Origin of the sequence: Burkholderia sp. AU38729, assembly GCF_020419725.1 — a bacterium.
Lineage (GTDB): Bacteria > Pseudomonadota > Gammaproteobacteria > Burkholderiales > Burkholderiaceae > Burkholderia.
In genome coordinates this window covers 374,353-401,225 of sequence record NZ_JAIZQO010000006.1, presented here as the reverse complement: position 1 = coordinate 401,225, position 26,873 = coordinate 374,353, and the positions used below count along the sequence as shown (strand labels likewise).

General features: G+C 65.4%; 19 protein-coding genes. 12 read left to right on the top strand and 7 right to left on the bottom strand.

All coding sequences use genetic code 11. The features are described 5' to 3' along the window. Positions 1–52: 52 nt before the first annotated feature. The 7 genes from LGM56_RS18610 to LGM56_RS18580 form a co-directional block, all read right to left on the bottom strand. Positions 53–1,990, bottom strand: a complete 1,938-nt coding sequence (locus LGM56_RS18610) for a collagenase (RefSeq protein ID WP_413226788.1) — start codon at positions 1,988–1,990, stop codon at positions 53–55. A 267-nt stretch (positions 1,991–2,257) separates the two neighbouring features. Continuing rightward, positions 2,258–3,112 carry a 3-hydroxybutyryl-CoA dehydrogenase gene (locus LGM56_RS18605; protein WP_175842525.1) on the bottom strand — a complete coding sequence of 285 codons (855 nt, stop codon included), beginning with the start codon at positions 3,110–3,112 and terminating at the stop codon, positions 2,258–2,260. A 38-nt stretch (positions 3,113–3,150) separates the two neighbouring features. Further along, positions 3,151–4,344, bottom strand: a complete 1,194-nt coding sequence (gene bktB / locus LGM56_RS18600) for a beta-ketothiolase BktB (protein ID WP_046546666.1) — start codon at positions 4,342–4,344, stop codon at positions 3,151–3,153. Between the two features lie 48 nt (positions 4,345–4,392). After that, complete coding sequence (locus LGM56_RS18595) at positions 4,393–6,021, bottom strand: electron transfer flavoprotein-ubiquinone oxidoreductase (protein WP_413226787.1); 1,629 nt, start codon at positions 6,019–6,021, stop codon at positions 4,393–4,395. An 81-nt stretch (positions 6,022–6,102) separates the two neighbouring features. Next, on the bottom strand, positions 6,103–7,893 hold the full coding sequence (locus LGM56_RS18590) for an acyl-CoA dehydrogenase (RefSeq protein ID WP_226206275.1): 1,791 nt from the start codon (positions 7,891–7,893) through the stop codon (positions 6,103–6,105). 651 nt (positions 7,894–8,544) lie between these two features. Continuing rightward, positions 8,545–10,368 (bottom strand): DUF262 domain-containing protein, encoded by a 1,824-nt coding sequence (locus LGM56_RS18585; protein ID WP_226206272.1) that lies wholly within the window; start codon positions 10,366–10,368, stop codon positions 8,545–8,547. Between the two features lie 472 nt (positions 10,369–10,840). After that, positions 10,841–11,755, bottom strand: a complete 915-nt coding sequence (locus LGM56_RS18580; RefSeq protein ID WP_226206270.1) for an alpha/beta hydrolase family protein — start codon at positions 11,753–11,755, stop codon at positions 10,841–10,843. Positions 11,756–12,315: 560 nt separating this feature from the next. On the opposite strand from LGM56_RS18580, the gene LGM56_RS18575 reads away from it, so the two are divergent. The 12 genes from LGM56_RS18575 (at position 12,316) to LGM56_RS18520 (ending at position 26,808) form a co-directional block, all read left to right on the top strand. Continuing rightward, positions 12,316–13,455, top strand: coding sequence for an ATP-binding protein (locus LGM56_RS18575; protein ID WP_226206268.1), 1,140 nt, complete (start codon positions 12,316–12,318; stop codon positions 13,453–13,455). 438 nt (positions 13,456–13,893) lie between these two features. Then, positions 13,894–15,051 (top strand): efflux RND transporter periplasmic adaptor subunit, encoded by a 1,158-nt coding sequence (locus tag LGM56_RS18570; protein WP_226206266.1) that lies wholly within the window; start codon positions 13,894–13,896, stop codon positions 15,049–15,051. A gap of 20 nt (positions 15,052–15,071) precedes the next feature. Continuing rightward, positions 15,072–18,215: a multidrug efflux RND transporter permease subunit gene (locus LGM56_RS18565; protein WP_226206263.1), complete on the top strand. Its 3,144-nt coding sequence runs from the start codon at positions 15,072–15,074 to the stop codon at positions 18,213–18,215. Positions 18,216–18,219: 4 nt separating this feature from the next. After that, positions 18,220–19,662: an efflux transporter outer membrane subunit gene (locus LGM56_RS18560; protein ID WP_089429472.1), complete on the top strand. Its 1,443-nt coding sequence runs from the start codon at positions 18,220–18,222 to the stop codon at positions 19,660–19,662. Between the two features lie 112 nt (positions 19,663–19,774). Continuing rightward, a complete protein-coding gene (locus tag LGM56_RS18555) occupies positions 19,775–20,464 on the top strand; it encodes a response regulator (RefSeq protein ID WP_089463835.1) in 690 nt (229 codons plus the stop codon). 50 nt (positions 20,465–20,514) lie between these two features. Next, positions 20,515–20,721 (top strand): hypothetical protein, encoded by a 207-nt coding sequence (locus LGM56_RS18550; protein ID WP_089498499.1) that lies wholly within the window; start codon positions 20,515–20,517, stop codon positions 20,719–20,721. A gap of 123 nt (positions 20,722–20,844) precedes the next feature. Next, positions 20,845–21,357: a DUF3331 domain-containing protein gene (locus tag LGM56_RS18545; RefSeq protein ID WP_226206261.1), complete on the top strand. Its 513-nt coding sequence runs from the start codon at positions 20,845–20,847 to the stop codon at positions 21,355–21,357. A 146-nt stretch (positions 21,358–21,503) separates the two neighbouring features. Further along, positions 21,504–23,078, top strand: a complete 1,575-nt coding sequence (locus LGM56_RS18540) for a Na+/H+ antiporter (RefSeq protein WP_226206260.1) — start codon at positions 21,504–21,506, stop codon at positions 23,076–23,078. 145 nt (positions 23,079–23,223) lie between these two features. Then, complete coding sequence (locus tag LGM56_RS18535; RefSeq protein WP_226206259.1) at positions 23,224–23,850, top strand: paraquat-inducible protein A; 627 nt, start codon at positions 23,224–23,226, stop codon at positions 23,848–23,850. After that, positions 23,847–24,494, top strand: coding sequence for a paraquat-inducible protein A (locus LGM56_RS18530; protein WP_226206258.1), 648 nt, complete (start codon positions 23,847–23,849; stop codon positions 24,492–24,494). The genes LGM56_RS18535 and LGM56_RS18530 overlap by 4 nt, the downstream gene beginning before the upstream one ends. Beyond that, complete coding sequence (locus LGM56_RS18525; RefSeq protein ID WP_226206257.1) at positions 24,491–26,161, top strand: intermembrane transport protein PqiB; 1,671 nt, start codon at positions 24,491–24,493, stop codon at positions 26,159–26,161. Before LGM56_RS18530 ends, LGM56_RS18525 begins: the two co-directional genes overlap by 4 nt. After that, positions 26,158–26,808, top strand: a complete 651-nt coding sequence (locus LGM56_RS18520; RefSeq protein ID WP_226206256.1) for a membrane integrity-associated transporter subunit PqiC — start codon at positions 26,158–26,160, stop codon at positions 26,806–26,808. Before LGM56_RS18525 ends, LGM56_RS18520 begins: the two co-directional genes overlap by 4 nt. Positions 26,809–26,873 lie beyond the last annotated feature (65 nt).

Sequence of the window (26,873 nt, the reverse complement as noted above, 5' to 3'; positions counted from 1 at the left end):
GGTGTGGCGATCGGAGGCCGGCGTCCGATCACGCGGCGCCGGCCCATGCCGGTCAGCGCTTCGCCGGCACCGGCGGCTCGCCCGCCGTCGTCGCGCTGCGCGCCCAGTCGGCGAACTCGGTGTCGTAGCGATTGCCGATGTAAGCGACATGGTTTGCGTAGCCGTCGTAATCGCCCACCCGGAAGCGGGACACGATCGTGTCGACGTCCGCGCGATGGCGCTCGAACATGAAGCGCGTCGCCATGTAGCCCCACCGGTACGCGCGCGTGACGTAGTCGCTCGACGTGTAACGCGTGCCGAGCACGTCCGAGAACCGGTACGCGCCCGTGCGCACCGCGTCGATCGACTCCGGGTTGTCGTTCTTTCTCGACAGATACTCGGCGACACCTTCGATCCACCACACGGTCGGCTTCGCGGTGCTCACCGAGAAGTCGCCCGCCATGTCGTAGCGGCCGTCGAGATAGTGCGTGAACTCGTGCTCGAGATTCCACACCTTGAACTCCGGCCGCAGCCACGATGCCTCGTGCGCGATGAAGCGCGCCTGATTGCCCGGCGCGGCCGGATCGCCCTCGAGATACATGCCGCCGTTGTCGGTGCTAATGCCGTAGATCACCGACGCGTATTTTCGATAGTTCGCGTAGTCATCGAAAATGACGAGTTCGATCGTGTCGTTGCGATCGCCCGCGACCGGCTTGCGCCCGGTCTTCATCATCCGGTGGAAGTAGTCGTCCTGCCGCGCGACTGCCGTGCAGACCGACTGCAGCTGCGGCATCGTCATGTCCTGCGCGAGAATGCGCACGCCCGCATTGCATGCGTAGCGATGCGAGAGCACCGCGTCGGTCAGCCGCTTCTTGTAGTCGCAGGTGCCGTAGTCCGCGCAGTTGCCCGGATCGCCGTAGTCGACCGCTTCCGCCGCCGCGAGCCAGAGGTCGCTGTCCGCGCCCGTCATGCTCGTCGACGCCAGCAGGTCCTGGATCATTTTCTTCACGCGCGGCTTCTGCGCCGGATAACGGAGGAAGCGAAACGTTTCGCGCGCCGCGTCGGCCAGCTGATAGGCGGCGCTCGTGTTCGACAGGCTCGCGCGGTTCGCGGTGACGAAGCGGTTGAGCGTCTCCGGGAACGTCGCATCTCTGTCGAGCATCGGTTGCGCGCCGCTGCGCTGGTGCGCGTAGAAGAACACCGTGAGCAAGCCGGTGAAGCCGCCCGCCGCACTGCGCTGCAGCAGCGGCGCCGCCGCCTGCGGATTCGCCGCGCTCACGGTGTAGGACGCGATGCGGTTCTTCAGCGTCGGCAGGTAGTACGCTTCGTCCCGCATGTTCGTGATGAGCTTCATCAGCTCGTTCGCGGTGCTCGGCGCACGCGAATTGTCGCGATAGAGCGCATCGCCCTCCAGGCCTTGCTTGATATACGGGCGCAGCGACACCGCGAGATTCGGAATCGGGTTCGCGATGCCCGATACATCATATTGGTAATAAGCGGCACGCAGATAAATCAGCAAATTGACCAGGATCAAATTGCTCGCGTCGTATTGATAGATTTCCTGCACGAAACGACCCGCGACAGCGTGCACGTTCTCGGCATTGAATATCTGCGTGGCCTGCGCTTTATCGACCGAGAACAGGCCGTAATGGCATTCGTAATCGGGAAGATTCGCGATGTAATCGGCGAGTGCCGCGCCGCGATACTGGGTCATCGCCGACATGTCGCGGCAATCGGCGCCCGACGTGCTCCGCTTGCTGCGCGTGGCCGGTTGCTTGAGCGGCGAGGGCCGGGTCAGCGCCGCGCGATCCTGTTCGCTGAGCGGCAGGTTGTACTGCGCCTGCTCGGGCGACACCGGCAGATTCTGCGGCACGCGAGGCATGCGCGCCTGCCTGGGTTGCGTCTGCTGCGCCGGCTCGGTATTGGCCGATGCGGTGCCGGCCAGTCCGGCGAATACCGACCATGCGACGATGGCCGACCAGCGGCATTTTTTTTGAAACCCCTCGTTTATTGCCACTTTATTTTCTCTCGGTTGCTTTTGGGCAACCAAGATATAACATTACACATTGAAACGTCAATTTAATCGATATGAAAGATATCAACGTTAATTGGTTTAACTATTTAACGATTAAAATCGATTTTCGAAATGATTCAACCGGCGGACAGGATTCGGTGAGCCACTTCCATCAATGAAAAACGCGGATGGCGAACCGCACCGGATAAACGACACCATCCGGCACGACTCGCCACCCGCGTTGAGGTCTTTCCAGCCCTCTGCTTACTTGCTGTAGTCGTACACCCCACGCCCCGTCTTCCGCCCGAGCCTGCCGGCCGTCACCATCTCGCGCAGCAGCGGGCATGCACGATACTTCGGATCGCCGAAGTCCTTCACGAACACGTCCATCACCGCGAGGCACACGTCGAGGCCGACGAGGTCGGCCAGCGCGAGCGGCCCGATCGGGTGGTTCGCGCCGAGCTTCATCCCCGCGTCGATTTCCTCGGCCGACGCGATGCCTTCCGCCAGCACGAAGAACGCCTCGTTGATCATCGGCACGAGGATCCGGTTCACGACGAAGCCCGGCGAATTGCGCACGCCGATCGGCGACTTGTCGAAACGCTCGGTCAGCTCGCGCACCGCCGACGCGGTCGCGTCGCTCGTCTGCAGCCCGCGGATGATCTCGACGAGCGGCATCAGCGGCACCGGGTTGAAGAAGTGCATGCCGACGAAGCGCGCCGGATCGGCGAGCGGCGCCGCGAGCGCGGTGATCGAGATCGACGACGTGTTGGTCGCGATGATCGCTTCCGGCCGCGCGACGGACTCGATCTGCTTCAGGATGCGGCCCTTCAGCTCGACGTTCTCGGTCGCGGCTTCGATCACGATATCGGCCGCTGCGAGCTTCGCGTAGTCGGTCGACGTCGTGATGCGCGCCAGTGCCGCGTCGCGCGTGGCGGCGTCGAGCTTGTCCTTCGACACGAGCCGCTCGAGGCTGCCCTTCAGCGTCGCGATGCCCTTCTCGAGCGCCGCGTCGCTGACGTCGATCATCACGACGTTGAGACCCGCAACGGCGGCGGTCTGCGCAATGCCGTTGCCCATGGTTCCGGCGCCCACGACGCCGACGATTTCGATGGCCATGAAATTTCCTGTGTGTTCGGGTGCTGAGCGTTCGATTATCAGATGTTCTCGAAGATCGCAGCAATCCCCTGGCCGCCGCCGATACACATCGTCACGAGCGCGTAACGCCCGCCGATGCGCTTCAGTTCGTACAGCGCCTTGACCGTGATCAGCGCGCCGGTCGCACCGATCGGGTGGCCGAGCGAGATGCCCGAGCCGTTCGGGTTGACCTTCGCCGGATCGAGGCCGAGCTCCTGCGTGACCGCGCAGGCCTGGGCCGCGAATGCCTCGTTCGCCTCGATCACGTCGAGATCGCCGATCTTCAGGCCCGCGCGTTCGAGCGCCTTCTGCGTGGCCGGCACCGGGCCGATGCCCATGTATGCCGGATCGACACCCGCGTGCGCATACGCGACGAGGCGGGCGAGCGGCTTCACGCCTTGCGCGCGCGCGGCGTCCGCGCTCATCATCAGCACGGCCGCGGCCGCATCGTTGATGCCCGACGCGTTGCCGGCCGTGACGGTGCCGTTCTCCTTCTGGAACACCGGTTTCAGCTTCGTGAAATCATCCGCGCTGGCTTCGAGGCGCACGTGCTCGTCGGTGTCGAACGCAACCTCGCCCTTCTTCGTGCGGATCGAGATCGGCAGGATCTGATCCTTGAAGCGCCCTTCCGCGATCGCGCGCGCCGCGCGACGATGCGATTCGAGCGCCAGCGCATCCTGCGCGTCGCGCGAGATGCCGTACTTCGCCGCGACGTTCTCGGCCGTCACGCCCATGTGGATCGTCTGGAACGGGTCGTGCAGCGCGCCGAGCATCATGTCGACGAGCTTGCCGTCGCCCATGCGCTGGCCGAAGCGCGCGGCCGGCACGGTGTACGGGGCGCGGCTCATGCTTTCCGAGCCACCGCCGATCGCGATGTCGGCGTCGCCGAGCATGATCGTCTGCGCGGCCGACACGATCGCCTGCAGGCCCGACCCGCACAGGCGGTTCACGGTCAGCGCGGGCGTATGCTGCGCCACGCCGCCGTTGATCGCCGCGACACGCGCGAGATACATGTCCTTCGGCTCGGTGTTCACGACGTGGCCGAACACGACATGCCCGACTGCGTCGCCCGGCACGTTCGCACGCGACAGCACTTCGGCGACCACCTTCGCACCGAGGTCGGTCGGCGAGAAATCCTTCAGGCTGCCGCCGAAATCACCGATCGCGGTACGGACACCGCTCACCACCACGACTTCTTTCGCTGCATTGCTCATCGTCTCACTCCGGTTCGTTCGCGCCCGCAGGCGCGGGGATGCGTTGCGTTACATGTTCGGGTAATTCGGCCCGCCACCGCCTTCCGGCGTGACCCACACGATGTTCTGCGTCGGGTCCTTGATGTCGCAGGTCTTGCAGTGCACGCAGTTCTGCGCGTTGATCACCAGGCGATCGCTGCCGTCGTCGTTCTTCACGAATTCGTACACGGCCGCCGGGCAGAAGCGCCCCTCCGGCCCCGCGTACGTGCGCAGGTTCACGTTCACCGGCACGTTCGCATCCTTCAGCGTCAAGTGCGCCGGCTGGTTCTCCTCGTGGTTCGTGTTCGAGATGAACACCGACGAGAGGCGATCGAACGTCAGCTTGCCGTCCGGCTTCGGATACTCGATCGGCGTGCATTGCGACGCCGGCTTCAGCATCTCGTGGTCCGCATGCTTGTGATGCAGCGTCCACGGCACGTTGCCGCCCATCACCTTCTGCTCGAGCCCGACCATCAGCGTGCCGAGGTACAGCCCCTTGGCCATCCACTGCTTGAAGTTGCGCGCGCGATACAGCTCCGTGTACAGCCACGACTGCTTGAAGGCATCCGGGTACGCGTTGAGCTCGTCGCTCTGGCGGCCGGCCTGCACCGCGTCGAATGCGGCGTCGGCGGCCAGCATGCCGGTCTTGATCGCCGCGTGACTGCCCTTGATCCGCGATGCGTTCAGGAAGCCCGCGTCGTCGCCGATCAGCGCGCCGCCCGGGAACACCGTCTTCGGCAGCGACAGCAGTCCGCCGGCCGTGATCGCGCGCGCGCCGTACGACACGCGCTTGCCGCCTTCCAGGAACGCACGGATCGACGGGTGCGTCTTGTAGCGCTGGAATTCCTCGAACGGCGACAGGTACGGGTTCGTGTAGCCGAGGCCGACCACGAAGCCGACCACGACCTGGTTGTTGTCCATGTGATACAGGAACGAGCCGCCATAGGTGTCCGACTTCAGCGGCCAGCCGGCCGTGTGGATCACGAGGCCCGGCTTGTGCTTGGCCGGATCGATCTCCCACAGTTCCTTGATGCCGATCCCGTAGGCCTGCGGATCCGCGTTCGCGTCGAGCTTGAACTTCGAGATCAGCTGGCGGCCGAGGTGGCCACGGCAGCCTTCGGCGAACAGCGTGTACTTCGCGTGCAGCTCCATGCCGAGCTGGAAGTTCTCGGTCGGCTCGCCGTCCTTGCCCACGCCCATGTTGCCGGTCGCGACGCCTTTGACCGAGCCATCGTCGTTGTAGAGGATCTCCGCGGCCGGAAAGCCGGGGAAGATCTCGACGCCGAGCGCTTCGGCCTGTGCGCCAAGCCAGCGCGTGACGTTGCCCAGCGAAATCACGTAGTTGCCGTGGTTCTGGAAGTTGGCGGGCAGCGCCCAGTTCGGCGTCGTGACCGCGCTCTTCTCGGACAGGAACAGGAAGCGGTCTTCCGTCACCTCGACGTCGAGCGGCGCGCCGCGCTCCTTCCAGTCGGGGAACAGCTCGGTGATCGCGCGCGGGTCCATCACCGCGCCCGACAGGATGTGCGCGCCGATCTCGGAACCCTTCTCGAGCACGCACACGCCGATCTCGGTGCCTTTCTCGGCGGCCAGCTGCTTGAGCCGGATCGCCGCCGACAGCCCGGCGGGGCCGCCGCCGACGATCACGACGTCGTATTCCATCGATTCGCGCGGGCCGTACTGCGCGAGCAAGTCCTGTGTGGTCAAAATCCTGTCTCCTCCTGCGTCCCGACCGTCAGCCGGTCAGAACTGGTCTTCCGTCAACGCGAGCACGCCCTCGTTGCCCTTCGTGCCGACGATCGACGCCTCGAATGCGCCTGCCTGCACCAGCACGTGCTCCGCATAGCATTGCGCGATCGCGATCTTCGCATCGAAGAACGCCGGGTCGCTCGCGCGGTTCGCGTGCGCCGCCACCAGCGCGCGGCCCATCTGCCACCCGCACAGCACCACGCCCGCCAGCTTCAGGTACGGCACGCTGCCCGCGAACACCGCGTTCGGGTCCTGCTTCGCGTTCGCCACCACGTAATCGACCACCGACGACAGCGCCTTCGCGCCCTTCTCCAGCTGCGCCTTCACCGACGCAGCCGCCGCGCCGTCCAGCTTGCCCAGCGCCGCCACCGTGTCGCCGATCTCCGCGATCAGCGCCTTCGCCACCGCGCCGCCGTCGCGCATCGTCTTGCGGCCCACCAGGTCGTTCGCCTGGATCGCCGTCGTGCCTTCGTAGATCGCCAGGATACGGGCATCGCGGTAATACTGCGCTGCACCCGTCTCCTCGATGAAGCCCATCCCGCCGTGCACCTGCACGCCCAGGCTCGCCACGTCGTTCACCATCTCCGTGCTCCAGCCCTTCACCACCGGCACCAGATACTCGTAGATTGCCTGATGACGCGACCGCGTCGCCTCGTCCGAATGGCGGTGGGCAATGTCGCTGTGCGCGGCGGCCACGTAGGCCAGCGCCCGTGCGCCTTCGGTCAGCGCGCGCATCGTGCCGAGCATGCGGCGCACGTCCGGGTGATGGATGATCGTCACCGACTGCTTGGCCGAACCGTCCACCGGGCGGCTCTGCACGCGTTCCTTCGCGAATTCCGCGGCCTTCTGGTACGCACGATCGGCCACGCCGATCCCCTGCATCCCGACGCCGAAGCGCGCCGCGTTCATCATGATGAACATGTATTCGAGGCCGCGGTTTTCCTCGCCGACCAGGTAGCCGATCGCGCCGCCGTGGTCGCCGTACTGCAGCACCGCCGTCGGGCTCGCCTTGATCCCGAGCTTGTGCTCGATCGACACGCAGTGCACGTCGTTGCGTGCGCCGAGCGAGCCGTCGTCGTTGACCAGGAACTTCGGCACGATGAACAGCGAGATGCCCTTCACGCCTTCCGGCGCGTTCGGCGTGCGCGCCAGCACCAGGTGGACGATGTTGTCCGCCATGTCGTGCTCGCCCCACGTGATGAAGATCTTCGTGCCGAACACCTTGTACGTGCCGTCGCCCTGCGGCTCGGCGCGCGAGCGCACCAGCGCGAGGTCGGAGCCGGCTTGCGGCTCGGTCAGGTTCATCGTGCCGGTCCATTCGCCGGAGATCAGCTTCGGCACGTAGCGCTGCTTCTGCTCGTCGGTGCCGGCCGTCAGCAGCGCCTCGATCGCGCCGTCGGTCAGGAGCGGACAGAGCGCGAACGACAGGTTCGATGCGTTCAGCATCTCGATGCACGGCGTCGCGATCAGCTTCGGCAGCCCCTGGCCGTCGTATTCGGACGGGTGCTGCAGCCCCTGCCAGCCGCCTTCGACGAACTGGCGGAATGCTTCGCCGAAGCCCGGCGTTGCAGTTACGACGCCGTCCTTCCAGCTGCTCGGGTTGCGGTCGCCTTCGACGTTCAGCGGGGCCAGTACCTCGCCGCAGAACTTCGCGGACTCGTCGAGCACGGCCTGCGCCGTGTCGTAACCGGCATCCTCGAAGCCCGGCAACTGCGCAACGGCGTCGATGCCGGCCAGTTCCTTCAGCACGAACAGCATGTCCTTGACGGGGGCGTGATAGCTCATGGTCGATGTTCCAATCAGACGTTTTATGAGGGGCGCTCTCGGGCGAGAGGCGGGAAAAACGGCTCAGGCCCGGGCGACGACGTGAGGCATCGTAATCCTAGGGCAGGCGATTCTCATTGTCATATCCGGCCCATGTGGTGACAAAATCGGCCACGGGATTGGGGGGTTGGGCGGGGGAAGGCTGGCTGGGTGGGGGTTTGGGCGGGATCTCGTTTGGCGGTTTGGGGATTGGCGAGCAAACGGTGTGCCGCGTTGGCGGGATGGAGCGGTCGAGGCGGCCAGATTTGTGCGGTGGCTTGTGGGGCTGCGGGTTTACCTTGAGCCGCGATGTGGGCTGCGCACCGGTAGGCGATTCCGGCGCGACGCCGGGAAGTACCTGATGTCGAAACGATCACGCGGAGGTCGGAGAGCGCTTGAATTCCGCGCAACAAACCTCGAAGTGAAGAAAGATCCTCTATGACGTGAGTCGGGGTCACGGACCGTCCTGAGCGCGACTGGATCCGTGCCCACGGGCCGCGCCGCAAAAACACCGAAACAATGCCTGCCGCGCCGGTTCGACATCGTCGTCGAGCCGATCTCCGACGTAGGCGACCCGCGACGGATCACGATCGCAAGCGTCGAAGGCATCGCTGAACGAATAGAAGGAAGATCCTACAGTGGCCAGATAGCGCGCGCTTCTTCGAACAGTACTTCGGCACGCTTTGCAATCGCTTTTTCGTCCCAGTCAACGTATGTCTTCAGCAGCAATCGGTTCAGCTCCAGCTTGCTGTGCTCCTCCAGAGCCTCACGCTTCGTCTTGATATCGTTTCCGGGCAAATTATTCCATGGTGCATTCGACAAGCTTCCATTAAGTTTCTGACTTACGAGGGTGAGATTACCGATTCCTTGTATTACGCGCGCTCGTTCATCCAGACTCTCCCCGGCTTTAAGAGGCCAATGTTCCACCCAGTTCTGGGGCATGACGTGCTCAATCTCGAGTTTCGCAAAATTGAAGGACAAGACCGGCTCAGCCTTGGAATTGCGATGCTGATACGCTTCCTCAATGGCCCGGAGAATCATAACAACGCGATCGCGACGGAGCATGCCGTAGAACTTTCTGTTCAACCACTCCCGCCTGAATTCTGAATCGCTGGGCCATCCGTCACCAACTGCAAGATGGCGACGCAGTACGGTAACAACGTCTCCATCATTTGCAACTTGAAGGGATAGCATCAAAGAAGTGACCAGACCACCATAACCTCGCGTCTGATATCCACATATCATGCGTCTAACGAGATAACTTTCAAGCACGATTGCAGCTTCGTCGAGATTCGAGGCTGTAATGCCGGGTCTGCCCAGAAGAGCTAGCAGGAGGGGATGGAATACCACAACGTCTAGGGTATGAAGGCGCCGCAAAAATTCGTCGAAACGCGAGCTTCCTTGTGGATCGGAGATGCGCAGATAACGAAGTGCGTCCGCGTGGATGCCTGACATAAGCTTTGGAATGTCGACCTTCTGATCTGGCGAAGCCACCCTCAAACTATCGACGTACTGCAGAAACTTGTCGTACAAGTGCTTAGTCGATATCGGCGTCAGCGTCTCTTTCGTCAACCAGTTCTGCAGGAAAGTATCGACCCGAGGTCTCGCAGCGTGTCCGGTACCAACTACCTTGCGCCAATATTCATGGTCCCGATCGAATATTCTCCAGTGTTTCTCATATAGCGCTGAGGCGTCCAGATTTTGACGGTTAGCTTCCCACAGTACCCAGTTCTTGATCAGATCAGCGGGCAAAAGCGGCGTGCCATGCGCATTCAGCGTCTCAAATATCGCTTGGGGCTCGTCGCTATTGTCAAGATCGAGAACGATGAGGCGAAGATGATCCTTGAGCGCAGCAGCCAGTCGTTGCACGCGCGGAACGCGTTCGGATTCAGTGAGATAACTTTGGAACGTCTGCCTGAAAAAAGCATATGCTCTTGCCATCTGCGTTACGGGAGCAGAGTAGTCATCTGACGCGGACGAACTCATCACGGCGACGAAAGGAGCACGGTCTTCGTTGGTGGGCCAAACCTTGTACTGCTCTTCTTCCTCAACCCAACCGGGATTGATTGTCAGGGCGGAGATTTGCCGATGAGCAGCTTCCACGGCCCGTTTCGATGCGTCTTCGACGCTTGCAAGGATAGTTTCGAAGGCATGCTCTGCGGCCTTCAACACAATCTGCAGTGTCGTCAGCCTCTGCTGTCCATCGATGACCTCTCGCCTTGGAAGACTGCCTGTCACATTCGGCGTTTGCTCGAGAACGACTGTGCCGAGAAAGTGCCCAGGAATTGCGGATTTGCCGCTTCCGCGCTCGATTCTGTCAAGCAATCCAGAAATATCTTCCCACAGCGGTTGCCACTGGTTCTCCTCATCCCAGACATAAGGACGTTGAAAAAGCGGAACTGTGTGGCGAATACCATGCGCGAAGAGAACTCCAATTGGAATGTACTGTGGTTGCATGCACTTCCTCTTGTCAATTCGTTTACTTTTAAGGAACAGCGTGAGATCAAACCATTAGTTCGGTCCAGCGTCTCCTGCCGAACAACCTGATTCGCGAACAAATCGTTGATTTTCGTAGATCATCGATTTCGACAATTCATTTTACGTGCAACATACCCAAGCCCTAAGGGCGGTCACGGCGAAAGCCATCTTCTTCAATTTCGTCGTCTTGCATTATTGCCGTGACAATTCAGAAAGTCGAGCCCCAGAAGCTGCGAAGCCGCGAGGTCATTATATGGTCCAGCGACACGCAGATTGCGAGGCTTGCGTAGGAAACCCTCCCACTTTGGCTGCACGAGTTTCCCAGCGGTCCCGACATCCAACGTGACGTCTTCTGTTCGACCAACGGTCGAGACCACAACTGGGTGATGCCGGTCCACTGCAGTACGATTCGGTCACCTTTGAATCAAATCGGCCACTTACCCGAATCCCCCTACTTCACCACCACCAACGGCCCCACAAACGCCTCGAAGTGCGGCAACCAAATGGGTATCGCCTCCGTGACCGCAAACATCCCGTGCCCGTTCTTGCCAAACGGCGGTTCAACAACCATCTGCCCGCGCCCACCCGCCCCCTGAAACGCGGCAAACCAGGTCGCCACGACTTCAGGCGCGAAATACTTGTCGTTCTGCACGTAATGCCACAGCACCGGCACCCGTGTCGTGCTCGCGAAATGCCCGATCGTGTCGGCCATCTGCTTCGGATCGCACGGCATGCCGGGATGAGTCGTCGGGTTCCCGCCACGCCCACCCGAGAAGTTCACCACCGCGACCACCCCCTGCGGCGCGTAGCTCGCCGCCGCCAGCGAAGCAAAACCACCCGCCGATTGCCCGACCAGCACGACACGGTTTCGATCCACCTGCGGCAACGTCTGCGCATACCGCACGGCCGCGAGCACATCGCGCGCGGCCTGCTGCCCCGCAGCAAGGTAATCCGGATGCCGGCACGAACCGGCATCCTCTTCATCGACCCCGCCCGTCGCCCCGTACCCGCGGCGGATCGGCACGATGACCGCGAAGCCGAGCTTCACGAACGTCCGGATCTGCGGCAATGCGCGATAGCGGCGCACCTTCGGCCGGTCGCGCGGATCGGGCGGGCTGCCGTGGCTCAGCACGATCAGCGGAAAGGGTCCGGGGCCCTCCGGCATGTAGGTGGTGGCGACGATGTCCCGCGTGCTCGCCCCCTCGTCGACCGGCAGCTTGACGACGGTTTCATGCAGATCCGGCGCGATGGACGTGTCGTCGACCGCCGTCGCGGCACAGCCGACGACGGAAGCGATCAACGCGCCCGAGATGAGCACCCGGCCTAATCGGCTGGCGATCCGGTTTCGACGAACGACGATGCTCATGGGTGATCTCTCCACGAATCCGCAGCCGACGGCCCACGCTGCCGCGACGGATACGGCGAAGGCGTCAGTGTATCCGGGTGGCGAAGGTGCACGCTGCCGCGACTCCATTTACGGGCGGATAGACCGGCGCTGCAACTTCAAGCCGAACTTACCCACCCCCAACGGCAGCGGAAAAACGACGATCTCGCCGCGCGCGTTCCAACGTACACCGAATCATCGTGTCATCCGATGGCCAATTACGTGCGGTAATATTGCGATTCGATGAAGTGAATAGCAGAATCCCAAGCGGACACCATGATTGAAGAACGCATACCGTCCCGCACACATCGCGCTGTCCGGCCGCTGTCCCTGTCGGCCGGGAACGATCCCGTCGATGCAAGCCCGGCCTTTTCCGGTCTCGAGCCACATCGCACCTCCGACACACCTGCCGCGGGAAACCTCGACGCACCGAGGCATACCGCTCACCCGCCTCGATCACACCCCTCCCTTGACGCCACGGCCATCCAACCGCACGACTGTCCCGTCGTGAATCGACGCAACACCACGCTTGGGAGCACGAAATGAAACTCGGTGGGCTGGGCCGCAAGATTGCGGTGTCGATGGCGGAGCTGGCGCTCGGCATCATGCTGATCGTCGTGCTGATGACCTATGTTTTTTACTACGTGATGCTCCGGCACTGGAGCGAGTTTTGCCACCAGGCAAGCTGGATTCCGTCCAACCCCGAGTGGATATGCCTGGGTATCACGCTGCTGATCGGCCTGATACTCGCCATTGTCGTGTCGGCCCGGCTCGCGCATCGGATCCTGGTGCCGCTCAACTCGGTCGCGGACAGCATTCGTCGCGTCGCCAGGGGCGACCTGACCGCGCGCGCCGTCGCCGGCGATCGATCGATTCACGAAGCCGCGCTGATCGCGGACGACTTCAATGCGCTCGCCGCCCAGCTGCAGCGCATGACGGACGAGCAGGCATTCTGGAATGCCGCGATCGCGCACGAACTGCGGACGCCGGTCACGGTCCTGCGCGGGCGGTTGCAGGGGCTGGCCGAAGGCGTCTTCCAGCCGGGCGAGGCGCTGTTCCGAAGCCTGTTGACCCAGGCGGAAGGATTGACGCGCCTGATCGAGGATCTGCGCGTGATCAGCCTCGCCGAAAGCGGGCATCTGAGCGTCAGTATCCAGGAGACCGACCTGGCGACGCACGTCAAGGCGGTCGTCGAGATGCTCGAGGATTCGCTGGCCGCGGCCGGTCAATACATGGTGCTCGATCTCGATACGCGGCCCGTGCGCTGCGACGCGTTCCGGATGCGCCAGGCGCTGCTCGCGCTGCTGGAGAATGCACGGCGCTACGCGGTGCCCGGTGCGATCCGCATTCACACGCGGGTCGAAAACGGTACGTGCCAGCTGGTGGTCGAAGACGAAGGTCCGGGCATCCCCGCCGATTGCGCAGCCCGGATCTTCGATGCCTTCCGGCGCGTGGACGATACGCATTCCGACCAGAAGGGCGGCAGCGGCCTGGGGCTCGCCGTGGTGGCGGCCATTGCGCAGGCGCACGACGGCGAAGCATCGTGTCGCCCAACCGCGCGCGGCGGCACGTCGTTCGCGTTGCGCTGGCCCGACCGCCCTGCATCGGTACGCGCGGCGGCATCGAGCCGGAAGGACCTGCCGTCCACCACGCAGCGCACCGTCGACACCGACCCGCGGTAAACCTCCCGGCGAGCGGTCGACGCGCCTTGTGCGCCGGGCCGCCGCCTCGCCGCCTCGCGCCCCCGGCCGCCGCAGCAGCGGAACGGGAGGCGCGCCGGCCCTGATCCATCCCGCGCCGCCTCCACCGACGCGAACCTCGCAATGGCATCCCCCCGGGCGCCGGCCGGGGCATGCCGATGGCACACACAGCCACCGGCATTTCATCAGACGATTGCGTCATTCCGGGACTCGCGCGCCGCCCACCCCGCATCCGGATAGCGCCAAGCCGCCCCGGCGCCCATCATCTTCCGGCCCGCCCCGCCTGCGAATCGCCCTTCCGCGAATCCTTCACGCCCTCCATCGAACCTCCATCTTTCCGCACAAAAAACTCCATCGGGCGCACGCACACTTCGATCCGAAAATGCGGGCCACTGGGTGCCTGCGTCCCATGGAGTCCACATGAAAAATCAGAAACGAGCCTGCTACGGCGCCGTGTGCGCACTGGTGGCGGCGATGCTGGCGGGCTGCGGGCCCACCGAACAGCAGGCCGCCGCGCCGGCCACCCCGGTTGCGGCGATGACGCTGGCAGGCGCCCCCCTCGACCTGACCGAAGACCTGCCGGGCCGCGTCGCGGCCGTCCGGATCGCCGAGATCCGGCCGCAGGTCAGCGGCATCGTGCAGCGGCGGCTGTTCGAGCAGGGCACGGAAGTCCGTGCGGGCCAGCCGCTGTTCCAGATCAACCCGGCGCCGTTCAAGGCCGACATGGACACGGCCGCGGCGGCCCTGCAACGCGCGGAAGCCGCGCTCGCGCGGGCCAAGGTGCAGACCACCCGTCTCAAGCCGCTGGTCGAGGCCGACGCGATCAGCCGTCAGGTGTACGACGACTCGGTGTCGCAACGCGACCAGGCTGCCGCCGACGTCGCGCAGGCGCGCGCGACGCTCGCCCGCCGCCAGCTCGACCTGAAGTTCGCGACCGTCGAAGCGCCGATCACGGGCCGCATCGACCAGGCCCTCGTGACCGAGGGTGCGCTCGTCGCGAGCAGCGACAGCCAGCCGATGGCACGCATCCAGCAGATCGACCAGGTCTATGTGGACGTGCGCCAGCCGGCCGCGTCGCTCGAAGCGCTGCGCGGCGCGCTCGCGGCCCAGCCGGACACCGCGGGCAACGGGCTGCCGGTCGACGTGCTGCGCGACGACGACTCGCGCTACGACGTGAAGGGCCGCATGCTGTTCTCTGGCGTCAACGTCGACCCGGGCACCGGCGACGTGCTGCTGCGCGTGCTGGTCGACAACCCGAAGCGCGAGCTGCTGCCGGGCATGTACGTGCGTGCCCGCATCCCGCGTGGGCACTTCGAGAGTGCACTGACCGTGCCGCAACAGGCGATCGTCCGCGCGGGCGGCAAGCCGCAGGTCTGGGTGCTCGACGCAAAGAGCCAGGCACACCTGAAGGCCATCGAAGTGGGCGAGCTGACGAACCGCAGCTATCGGATCAAGTCGGGTCTGCAGGCGGGCCAGAAGGTCGTCGTCGAAGGCATGGAGCGCCTGAGCGACGGTGCGCCCGTGACGGCGACCGCCTGGAAGGCGCCTGAAGCGGTCAAGACCGCTTCGTCGCACTGAGTCACGGGGAGCATCCAGTCATGTCCCAATTCTTCATCCGGCGCCCGGTCTTCGCGTGGGTGATCGCCCTCTTCATCATCCTGCTGGGCCTGATCGCCATCCCCGAACTGCCGGTTGCGCGCTATCCGTCGGTCGCGCCGCCGACCGTCACCATTACCGCCACCTACCCGGGCGCCACACCGCAGACGATGACCGACAGCGTGCTGAGCCTCATCGAGCGCGAGCTGTCCGGCGTCCGCAACCTGCTGTACTTCGAATCGGCGTCGGATACCTCCGGCCAGGCGAAGATCACCGCGACCTTCAAGCCCGGCACCGATTCGGCGATGGCGCAGGTCGAGGTGCAGAACAAGCTCAAGTCGGTCGAGCCGCGCCTGCCGCCCGTCGTGCGGCAAAACGGCGTGATCGTCGAGTCCGCCTCCACCGGCTTCCTGTTGTTCGTCGGCCTGAAGTCGGACAGCGGCCGCTATGACGAAAACGCGCTGGCCGACTACATGGCGCGCAACGTCGTCGAGGACCTGCGCCGTGTCGAAGGCGTCGGCAAGGTGCAGCTGTTCGGCTCCGAACAGGCGATGCGCATCTGGGTCGATCCGCAGAAGCTGATCACCTACGGCCTGTCGATGAACGACCTGACGACGGCCGTCGCCCAGCAGAACGTGCAGATCGCCCCGGGCAGCCTCGGTGCGGCGCCCGCGCTGTCGGGCCAGCGCGTCACGGTACCGCTCACCGCGCAAGGCCAGCTCACGTCGCCCGAGCAGTTCGCGAAGATCGTGCTGCGCGCGAACGCGAACGGCTCGAAGGTCGTGCTCGGCGACGTCGCGCGGGTCGAGCTCGGCCCGCAGTCGTTCACCTTCGTCAACAGCGAGAACGGCAAACCCGCGACCTTCGCCGGCGTGCAGCTGGCGCCGGGCGCCAACGCGGTGAAGACCGCCGAGGCCGTGCGCGAGCAACTGGACATGATCGCCAAGACGATGCCGTCCGGCATGACCTACTCGATCCCGTTCGATACCGCGCCGTTCGTGAAGATCTCGATCGAGAAGGTGATTCACACGCTGATCGAAGCGATGGTGCTCGTGTTCCTGGTGATGTACCTGTTCCTGCAGAACGTGCGCTACACGCTGATCCCGGCGATCGTCGCGCCGGTGGCGATGCTCGGCACCTTCACGGTCATGCTGATGACGGGCTTCTCGATCAACGTGCTGACGATGTTCGGCATGGTGCTCGCGATCGGCATCATCGTCGACGATGCGATCGTCGTCGTGGAGAACGTCGAACGCCTGATGGTGGAAGAAGGCCTGTCGCCGAAGGACGCGACGATCAAGGCCATGAAGGAAATCACCGGCGCGATCATCGGCATCACGCTGGTGCTGACGGCCGTGTTCCTGCCGATGGCGATGTCGAGCGGTTCGGTCGGCGTGATTTACCAGCAGTTCACGATGTCGATGGCCGTGTCGATCATGTTCTCGGCCCTGCTCGCGCTGACGCTGACGCCGGCCCTGTGCGCGACGATGCTCAAGCCGGTCGAGCATGGCCACCACGAGAAGCGCGGCTTCTTCGGCTGGTTCAACCGCCGCTTCGACCGCATGACGAGCTGGTACGAAACGCGCGTCGGCAAGCTGGTCGGCCGCACGGGCCGCGTGATGCTGCTGTTCGTCGCGATCTCCACCGCGCTGGTGTTCGGCTTCCGCATGCTGCCGTCGTCGTTCCTGCCCGAGGAAGACCAGGGCTACTTCATGACCGGCTTCCTGCTCCCGTCGGATTCGACCGTCGAGCGCACGGGCGACGTGGTCAAGACCCTCGAGAAGCATCTCGCGTCGCGTCCGGGCATCGAGTCGAGCATCTCCATCATCGGCTACGGCTTCTCGGGCCTCGGCTCCAACGCGGCGCTGAACTACGCGGTGCTCAAGGACTGGGACAAGCGCGACGGGGCAAACGCGATGGACGAAGCGATGCGCGCGCAGGCCGCGATGGGCGGCGTGACGGAAGGCACGGTCATGAGCCTGTTGCCGCCGGCGATCGACGGGCTGGGCACCAGCTCGGGCTTCACGATGCGCCTGCAGGATCGCGCGAACCAGGGCTACGCGGCACTCAAGGCGGCTGAAGCCAAGCTGCTCGAACTGGCCGCGCAAAGCAAGGTGGTGACCGGCGTCTATCCGGACAGCCTGCCGGCCGGCACGAGCGTGAAGCTGGACATCGACCGCGACAAGGCCGAAGCGCTCGGCGTGTCGTTCACGACCATCAGCGACACGCTGTCGGCCGCGATGGGTTCGACCTACGTGAACGACTTCCCGAACGCGGGCCGCATGCAGCAGGTGATCATCCAGGCGGATGCGCCGGCCCGCATGCAGATCGAGAACGTGATGAAGCTCTACGTGCGCAACGCGACCGGCGGCATGGTGCCGCTGTCCGAAGTGGTGCGTCCGGTCTGGTCGGAAACCCCGCTGCAACTGGTGCGCTTCCAGGGTTACCCGTCCGCACGGATCTCGGGCGGCTCGGCCCCCGGCTACTCCAGCGGCGCGGCGATGGCCGAGATGGAGCATCTGGCCGCGCAGTTGCCGCCGGGCTTCACGGTCGCGTGGACCGGCCAGTCGCTGCAGGAGCGTGAGTCGGCTTCGCAGGCGCCGATGCTGATGGCGCTGTCGATGGTCGTCGTGTTCCTGGTGCTCGCGGCGCTCTACGAGAGCTGGGCGATTCCGCTGTCGGTGATGCTGGTGGTGCCGCTCGGCCTGATCGGCGCGCTCGCCGCGGTGATGTTGCGCGGGATGCCGAACGACGTGTTCTTCAAGGTCGGGATGATCACCGTGATCGGCCTGTCGGCGAAGAACGCGATCCTGATCGTGGAAGTCGCGAAGCAGTTGCGCGAGGAAGGCATGGGGCTGATCGAGTCGGCCGTGCAGGCATCCAAGCTGCGTCTGCGCCCGATCCTGATGACCTCGCTCGCGTTCGGCCTCGGCGTCGTCCCGCTGATGATCGCGACCGGCGCCAGCGCCGAAACGCAGCACGCGATCGGCACCGGCGTGTTCGGCGGCATGGTGACCGCCACGGTGCTGGCCATTTTCTTCGTTCCGGTTTTCTACGTGTTCGTGATGAGCATCCAGGAACGCCTCTCGGCATGGCGCGCATCCGGCAAGAAGCCCGCCGCCGTGACCCACGAACATGAAGGTTGATGCCATGCGATTACTCATTCTTTCCGCCGCGGTTTCCGCCGCGCTCGCGCTGTCGGCGTGCTCGATGGCGCCGAAGCTGGTCAAGCCCGAGCTGCCGGTGCCGACCGCCTACACGACCGCCGTCGCGGCCGACCAGCACGCGAACGCGGCCGATCTCGGCTGGCGCTCGATGTTCGGCGACCGTCGCCTGCAGCGCCTGATCGAGCTCGCGCTCGAGAACAACCGCGACCTGCGCCTGGCCGCGCTGAACGTCCAGGCCGCCGAAGCGCAGTACGGCATCCAGCGTTCCGCGCGCCTGCCGTCGATCGGCGCCGGCGCGAGCTTCACGCGCCAGCGCACGGCCGCCGACTCGCAATCGAACCCGCCGCTGCTCGAGAACACGCAGAACCAGTACGGCGTGAACATCGGTCTCAGCGCGTTCGAGATCGACCTGTTCGGCCGCGTGAAGTCGCTGTCGGATGCCGCGTTCGCGCGCTACCTCGCGACCGATCACGGCCGCCGGGCGGTGCAGATCGCGCTCGTCGGCTCCGTGGCCAACGCGTATTTCGCCGAGCGTCTCGCGCAAGAGCAGCGCGCGCTGTCGGAACGCACGCTGAACGACTGGCGCCAGTCGCTCGACCTCGCGCGCCGCCTCAAGCTCGCCGACCAGGCGAGCGGCGTCGACATCGCACAGGCCGAAGGCCAGGTCGCGAGCGCCAGCGCCGATCTCGAGGCGCGTTCGCGCGCCGTCGAGCAGGCGGGCAACGCGCTGCGGCTGCTGGTCGGCACCGACCTGCCGAAGAACCTGCCCGATCCGCTGTCGCTGGAACGCCAGCCGGTGATGACCAAGCTGCCGGCCGGACTGCCGTCGGAACTGCTGTACCGCCGGCCGGACATCCAGCAGGCCGAGCAGAATCTCGTCGCCGCCAACGCCGACATCGGCGCGGCGCGCGCGGCATTCTTCCCGCGCCTGTCGCTGACGTCGTCGATCGGCTTCCTCAGCCCGGGGCTGGGCAGCCTGTTCGACGGCGGCCAGCGCGTGTGGAGTTTCGCGCCGCAGGTCACGCTGCCGATCTTCCAGGGCGGCCGGCTGCGTTCCGAGCTGAATCTCGCGGAAGTGCGCAAGTCCAGCGCGGTCGTCGAGTACGAACGCTCGATCCAGACCGCGTTCCGCGAAGTGGCCGACGGCCTCGCCGGGCGCGAGACCTTCAGCCGCCAGATCGACGCGCAGACCAAGGTCGTCAAGAGCGCCGAGCGCCGTACCGATCTCGTGAACCTGCGCTATCGCGCCGGCATCGAGGATCGGCTGGAACTGCTCGACTCGCAGCGCCAGCTGTATGCCGCGCGCCAGACGTTGCTGGATCTGCGCAACGCCGAACTGGGCAACGCGGTCGCGCTCTACAAGGCGCTCGGTGGCGGGCTGACCGACACCGACGTGCCCCCCGCCAACAGCGTGGCAAAAAACTGAGCAATGGGCCGTCGCCCAGCCGTCCGCGACGACCGAAAGCACGGTGAAGTCCGGCGGCGCACGTGCCGCGCCGCCGGCCCGCCCAAGGACACGCTCACTTCCAGTGAACCCGATGAACCCTCTGATACTCATTGCCGAAGACGATCCGGAGATCGCCGACATACTCGACGCGTACCTCGCCCACGACGGCTTTCGCACCTACCGCGTCGATCACGGCCAGGCCGTGCTCGACGTGGAGCCCGTCCTGAAGCCCGACCTGATCCTGCTCGACGTCAGGATGCCGAAGAAGGACGGCTGGGAAGTCCTGGTCGAACTGCGCCGCCGCAGCGACACGCCGATCGTCATCATCACGGCGCTCGACCGCGAGATCGATCGCTTGCAGGGGCTGCGTTTCGGCGCGGACGACTACATCACGAAGCCGTTCAATCCGGCCGAGGTGGTCGCGCGCATCCGCGCGATCCTGCGTCGTTTCGAAACGGCCACGTCCGGGCGCTTCATCAAGGTCGGCAACCTTGAAATCGACACGCAAAGCTATCTGACCACGGTTCGCACCGACACCGGAGCAACCGGCGTCTCGCTGACGTTGACCGAATTCCGGCTGCTCGCGCACCTGGCCGGCTCGCCGAACCGCGTGTTCACGCGCAGCGAACTGATCGACGCCTGCCTCGCCGACGTCGATGCGCTGGAGCGCACCGTCGACAGCCACATCAGCCGGCTGCGCAAGAAGCTCGAATGCGCGGGCGCGTCCGGGATGCCGGAGGTGATGCGCGGGGTCGGCTACCGGCTGCGCAGCACGCAGTGAATGCGCGTCACGGATCGCGGCGGCGCGGGGCGAGGATCGTCGGACTCCTGATGGTTGCTGTCGTGCTGACGATCGCGACCGGATGGTTCGTCGCCTACGGCCTGATCCTGGCCGTGTCGTCTCCGGCGACCGGCAACCCGATCGCGGTGATGATCCGGGAGACGCCGAGCTATCCGATGCTGGCAGCCGTATTGCTGGCCGCGCTGGTCGCGACGATCGTCGATCTCGTCAGACTGGCGCGCAGAACGGGCTCGTAGCAACAGGCCGACGCGCATTGCATGCCGGCGTGCCACGCTGCGGTTCCGTTGTTTTCGAATCGTTATCGGAAAAACGCCTTTTCCAGAGATCTGATCAACCGCATGCGCGCAGCGAGGGTCGAAATGAGCAATCAGGGCAATGTCTCTTCGTCGATCGATGGCGATGCTCGCGAACGGGAAAGCAGCGACGATGCACGGATCGGCCGCGTAACGTCGATTCCGATCGACGCAATCGAACCGGAGGAACGTTGGCGCCACATGATGCACTCGCTCAACGCATGCAGCGACGGCGCGCGCATCAACCGGCAGCGCAAGGATGGCGTGGTCGATTCACGCAGAAAGGTGACTTCGGGCGATCGATCGAGGTGCAGCGCGACGATCGACATCCTGGATCGACCGACGTCCAGCACGGTGGTGCTTTCGTGGCGGGATTCGACGGGCGGACATTACGGTTATCAAAACTGGCACAAAGGATTCGCCAGACGGGCAGGGATATGCGCGATGAGCGGGGTGCCCATCACCCCGGGCGACGAGATATTTCGTCCAAGCGCGCGAAATGGCCGGCCGACGAACGCGTCCGCGATGATTCTCGCGATTCACATCGCCTGCATCGACTTTGCGCGGATCACGACATAGACGTGACGCCCTTCCCGCTCCCGGCCGGGCGCCGACGCTGTCCGGCTCCTGGAAACCGGGCCGCTCAGTGCGCCTTCCATCCGGCCGAAGCGCTCATGGGCCACTCACCACCGAAGCGCTGAAGCGCCGACTACAGAACCCTCACCATGACTATTTTCGAATTGATGATCGCGCTGCTCCTGGCGATCCTTGTCTTGCACTACGTCGGGCACAAGCTCGGGCTGCCCCCTGCCGTCGCGCTGATCATCGGCGGCGGTTTCATCGCCTTTCTGCCCGGCCTGCCCGAGGTGCATATCGATCCGGAACTGGTGCTGGTGATTTTTCTGCCCCCGTTGCTGATGGACAGCGCGCTGGGCATCTCACTCGACCATCTGCGCCGGCACATGCTGGGCGTCGGCGCGTTGGCGATCGGGGCGGTGCTCTTCACCACGACCGTGGTGGCCCTCGTCGCGCACTGGCTCGTGCCCGCCCTGCCCTGGGCGGCCTGCGCGGCCCTGGGCGCGCTGGTCGCGCCGCCGGATGCGGTGTCGGCCCGCGCCGCGCTGCAGCAGGTGAAACTGCCGCGCCGCCTCCTGATCCTCCTGGAGGGCGAGAGCCTGTTCAACGACGCAACGGGCCTCGTGCTGTTCCGCTTCGCGGTGGCCGCGGGCGTGACGGGCCTGTTCAGTCCGGCCGAAGCCCTCGGCAGCTTCGCCCTGCTGGCGCTGGGCGGCGTACTGGTCGGCGCGCTCGTGGGGGGCGCCTGGGTGATCCTGATGCGCCATCTCGACGAAGACAGCCTGATCATCGCCGCCGGCCCGCTGTGTGCGTGGGGCTCCTATCTGCTGGCCGAGCGCTTCCACGTGTCGGGGGTGATCGCCACGGTGACGACGGGGCTCATCTGCGCCTGGTTCCAGCACCGCGTGCTCGGCGCGTCGGCGCGCCTGTACGGCACCGGCTTCTGGTCCGTCACGATCTTCATTCTCGAGGCGTTCGTGTTCCTGATCATCGGATCCTCGCTGCATGAGTTGATCCAGCGGGGCGACGGGCTCGACTCGATGCTGGCGGAGATGGGCGTCCCGGTGCTGATCGTCGTGCTGGCCGTCATCCTCGCGCGGTTTGCGTGGGTGTATGTGTCGGACGGCGCGCTCATCGTGCTGCGGAAGCTGGGCGTGACCCGCTTCCATCCGCTCGGGCTGGCCGATGCCACGGTATTGAGCTGGGCCGGGATGCGAGGGGTGATCACCCTGGCGCTCGCCGCCAGCCTGCCGGAGGGTTTTCCGGGGCGCGATTTCATCCTCGTCACCGCCATCGCCGTCATCCTCGCCACCGTGCTGGTGCAGGGGCAATCGCTCGGCGCCGTGATCCGCTGGACCGGGCTCGCGGCGCCGGAAAGCGACCAGCCTCGCCTGAGCATGAGCGAGGCGCAGGCCGTGATCGCCAAGGTGCAGTACGAGTTGATGGCAAAGCGGGCCTACAACGCGGCAGGCGAACTCGTTCACCCGATGCTCCTGGACATTCACCGGCACAAGGCCGAGGACATGGCCCGCTACGCGCGGCACGCCAACGAATACAAGCCCCACCTCGTGGCGCGTTCGGACACCGTGCTGGAACTGATCGCGGCGGGACGGGCCGAGCTCATGCGCCTCTACCGCGCCGGCGACATCGACGAGCACACGCTGCACGAACTGACGCGCGACCTCGATCTCGAGGAACTCCGCGCCATTTCCGCCAAGGCATGAGGCGATCGCCATCGATGGAGACGTAACGCCTTCACGCCCGCTCCGCCTCCATCATTTCTCCATCAAACCGCACCAAAGCGTCCATCGACGCGAAGCACACTGCGAAGCCCATCACCGAGACCGCATGCGCGAGCAACACGAACCCATGGACACGTTTCCAGCCCTGATCGCCTGCGAGCATTGCGACAGCGTCTACCGACGCCGCGCGCTGGCGCCGCACGAGGTCGCGCGGTGCGAGCGCTGTTCGGCCGTGCTGTTTCGCTCGAGCTGGCTCGATATCGACCGGTGGCTCGCGCTGGCGATGGCGGCAGGCGTGGTGTTTGCCATCGCCAACCTCTGCCCGATCATGCGGATCAGCGTGCAGGGGCTGCACAGCGAAGCCACGCTGTGGCAATCCGCGCTCGCGCTGGCCAAAGGCTACGCCGCGCCGATCGCGATTCCGACGGCGCTCGCCATCGTGGTGGTGCCGTTCCTGCAGATCGCCACGCTGATCTGGTTGCTGGCGTTTGCCCGCGCCGGGCATCGCGCGCCCGCGTTCGGCCCGCTGATGCGGCTGCTCGTCGCGCTGCGGCCGTGGAGCATGATCGAGGTCGGATTGCTCGGCATCCTGATCGCCATCATCAAGCTCTCCAGCATCATGCAGATCATTCCCGGCGCGGGCTTGTGGGCCACGGCCGTGCTGATGGTGCTGATCCCGCTGATCGCGGGCCACGATGCGCGCCAGCTGTGGGACTGGGTCGTGCCGGTGGAACCCGCCGGAGGCCGCTCGTGAGCCTGCCCGTGCGCGCCAGTCAGATGGGCATGGTCGGGTGCCATGCGTGCGGCCTCGTCTGCCGGACCCATGCCTGCGCCGCGCAGGATGTGCACGCGCGTGGCGCCGAAGCGGCACGCTGCCCGCGCTGCGGGTCGGCGCTGCACGCGCGTCGCCCGGACAGCCTCGTGCGCGCGTGGGCGCTGCTGATCGCCAGCCTGATCTTCTATCTCCCGGCCAACCTGTTGCCGGTGATGCGCACCACGCTGCTCGGCAGCCATAGCGAATCGACGATTCTCAGCGGCGTCGTGGTGTTCTGGAAAGCCGGCTCGTACGGCATCGCGTCGGTGATCTTCATCGCGAGCGTCGTCGTGCCGTGCACGAAGTTTCTCGCGCTCGGCATGTTGCTCGTCACGACGGGCCGGCGCAGCGTGTCGGCCATGCGCGAGCGGGCCGTGCTGTATCGCGCGGTCGAGCTGGTCGGCTACTGGTCGATGCTCGACGTGCTGGTCGTCGCGATCATCTGTGCGCTGGTGAAGTTCGGTCCGCTGTCCGAGATCGAGCCGCGCGCCGGCATTTTGTTTTTCGGCATGGTCGTCATTCTCACGATGCTGTCAGCGATGAGTTTTGACCCACGCCTCATTTGGGACGCCGAAGAAGCATGAATCCTCCATCCGGCCCGCAAGGCCTCGAACCCCACGACCCGCCCGTGACGCGCAACCGCCTGCGGCTGTCGCTCGTCTGGCTCGTGCCGCTCGTCGCGGCATTGATCGGCCTGTCGATGGTGATCCACGCGTGGTTGTCCGTCGGACCGGAAATCACGATCACGTTCAACACCGCGCAAGGCCTCGAAGCCGGCAAGACGCCCGTCAAGTACAAGGACGTCGTGATCGGCACCGTGACCGCCATCTCGCTGAGCGACGACAGTTCGCACGTCGTCGCGACGGTCTCGTTCGTGAAGAATGCGCGCAACCTCATTCGCGACGACACGCGCTTCTGGGTCGTGCGGCCGCGCGTCGGCATGAGCGGCGTATCGGGCATCGATACGCTGTTCTCCGGCGCCTATATCGGCATGGACACGGGCGGCTCGACGCAACCGCGCAAGGCCTACACCGGGCTCGAGACGCCGCCCACCGTCATCAACGGCATGCCTGGGACGAGCTTCGCGCTGCGCGCCACCGATCTCGGCTCGCTCGATATCGGCTCGCCGGTCTATTACCGCCACCTGATGGTCGGGCACGTCGCGTCGTACAAGCTCGACATGCAGCGCCACGACATGAACCTGCAGGTGTTCATCGATGCGCCGTACGACCGGCTGGTGACGACCGATACGCGCTTCTGGAACGCGAGCGGGATGGATCTGTCGCTCGACGCGAACGGCCTGAAGCTGAAGACCCAGTCGGTCGCGACGATCGTGGGCGGCGGCATCGCGTTCGCGACGCCGGAAGACAGCGATGCGGCGGCGGCCCGTGCAAACCACCTGTTTACGCTCGCCGACAACGAAACGTCCGCGATGGCGGCCCCGGACGGCCCATCCCAACTCATTCGACTCCGTTTCGCGCAGCCGTTGCGCGGGCTCGCGGTCGGGGCGCCGGTGGAATTCTCCGGCGTCAACATGGGCAAGGTGGTGTCGACCCAGCTCGACTTCGACCGTAGCACCCGGCGCTTCCAGTCCGTCGTCATGGTCAAGGTCTATCCGTATCGGCTCGGCCCCGTCATCGAGAAGCTGCAGAAGACCGAAGGCAACGGCAATCCGCGCGCGGCCCAGTTTCTCGCGGGCCTGGTCGAGCATGGGCTCCGTGCGCAGGCGCGTACCGGCAACCTGCTGACGGAGCAGCTCTACATTTCGTTCGATTTCGTGAAGAACGCGCCGAAGGTGCCGTTCGATGCGAATGCCACGCCGCTGACCTTGCCCACCGTGCCGAGTACGTTCGACAAGCTGCCGGAGCAGCTCGCCGACATCGTCGACAAGATCAACAAGCTGCCGCTGGCGTCGATCGGCAAGCATGTCGATTCGAGCCTGACGAACCTGGACGCGACGCTCAGGCAGGTCAACGGCCAGGTGCTGCCGTCGACGACGCGCGCGCTCGACCAGGCGAACCAGACGTTCGGCGCGTTGCGCCAGGGCATCGCCGAGGACGGCCCGCTTCAGGAAAACCTCGCGAACACGCTGACCGAAGTCCAGCGTACCGCGCGCTCGTTGCGCACGCTCACCGACATGCTGGGCCGCCGTCCCGACGCGCTGCTGCGGGGCACCGGCGCCGATCATGCGCCGATCGCGCCGGTCGCCCCTTCCACCTCGCCTGTCCAGCAGGAGCCACGACAACCATGAGCTTCCCGATTCGCGCCAGGACGATCGCCCTGGGCGCCGGCGCCGTCATCGCGCTGACCGCCTGCGCGTCGAACCCGGTGCACTACTACACGCTGGTCTCGCCGGCCACGTCCGCGACGACAACGGCAACGTCGACCACCGCGCGCGCCGCCGCGCCGCTGGCGATCAACGTGTTGCCGGTCGGCATCCCCGCCCAGCTCGATCAGCAGCAGATGGTCGTGCGCAGCGGAACCGGCGCCGCGCGGATACTCGACAACGAACGCTGGGTCGCGCCGCTCGGCGACGAGCTGCGCGCGGCGCTTTCGTCGGCGCTCGTCGAGCAGCTGGGCGCGCGCAATGTCACCGGCCTGCCGCGTCCGTCGAACCAGACCGTCATGAGCATCCGCACGCAGGTGCGCCGCTTCGATGCGTGGCCCGGCAGCATGGCCCAGTTCGAAGCGGATTGGGTCGTCGGCGTGCAGCAGGACACGCCGGGCACGCCGGGCACGCGCATTTCGTGCAGCACGCGGCTCAACGAGGCGGCACCCGGCGGCTACGCGGACATGGTGCGGGTGCAACAGCGCATGATCGAGCAGTTCGCCACGCGGATCGCGAGCACGGTGCGCAGCTTCGGCAACGGCCGCCCTGCCTGTCCCGCCGATTCGTAAACCGCCCGCCCAGGGGAGCCGTCCATGGGAGCGCGCGAAGGTATCCGGTTATGGGAACCGGCTAC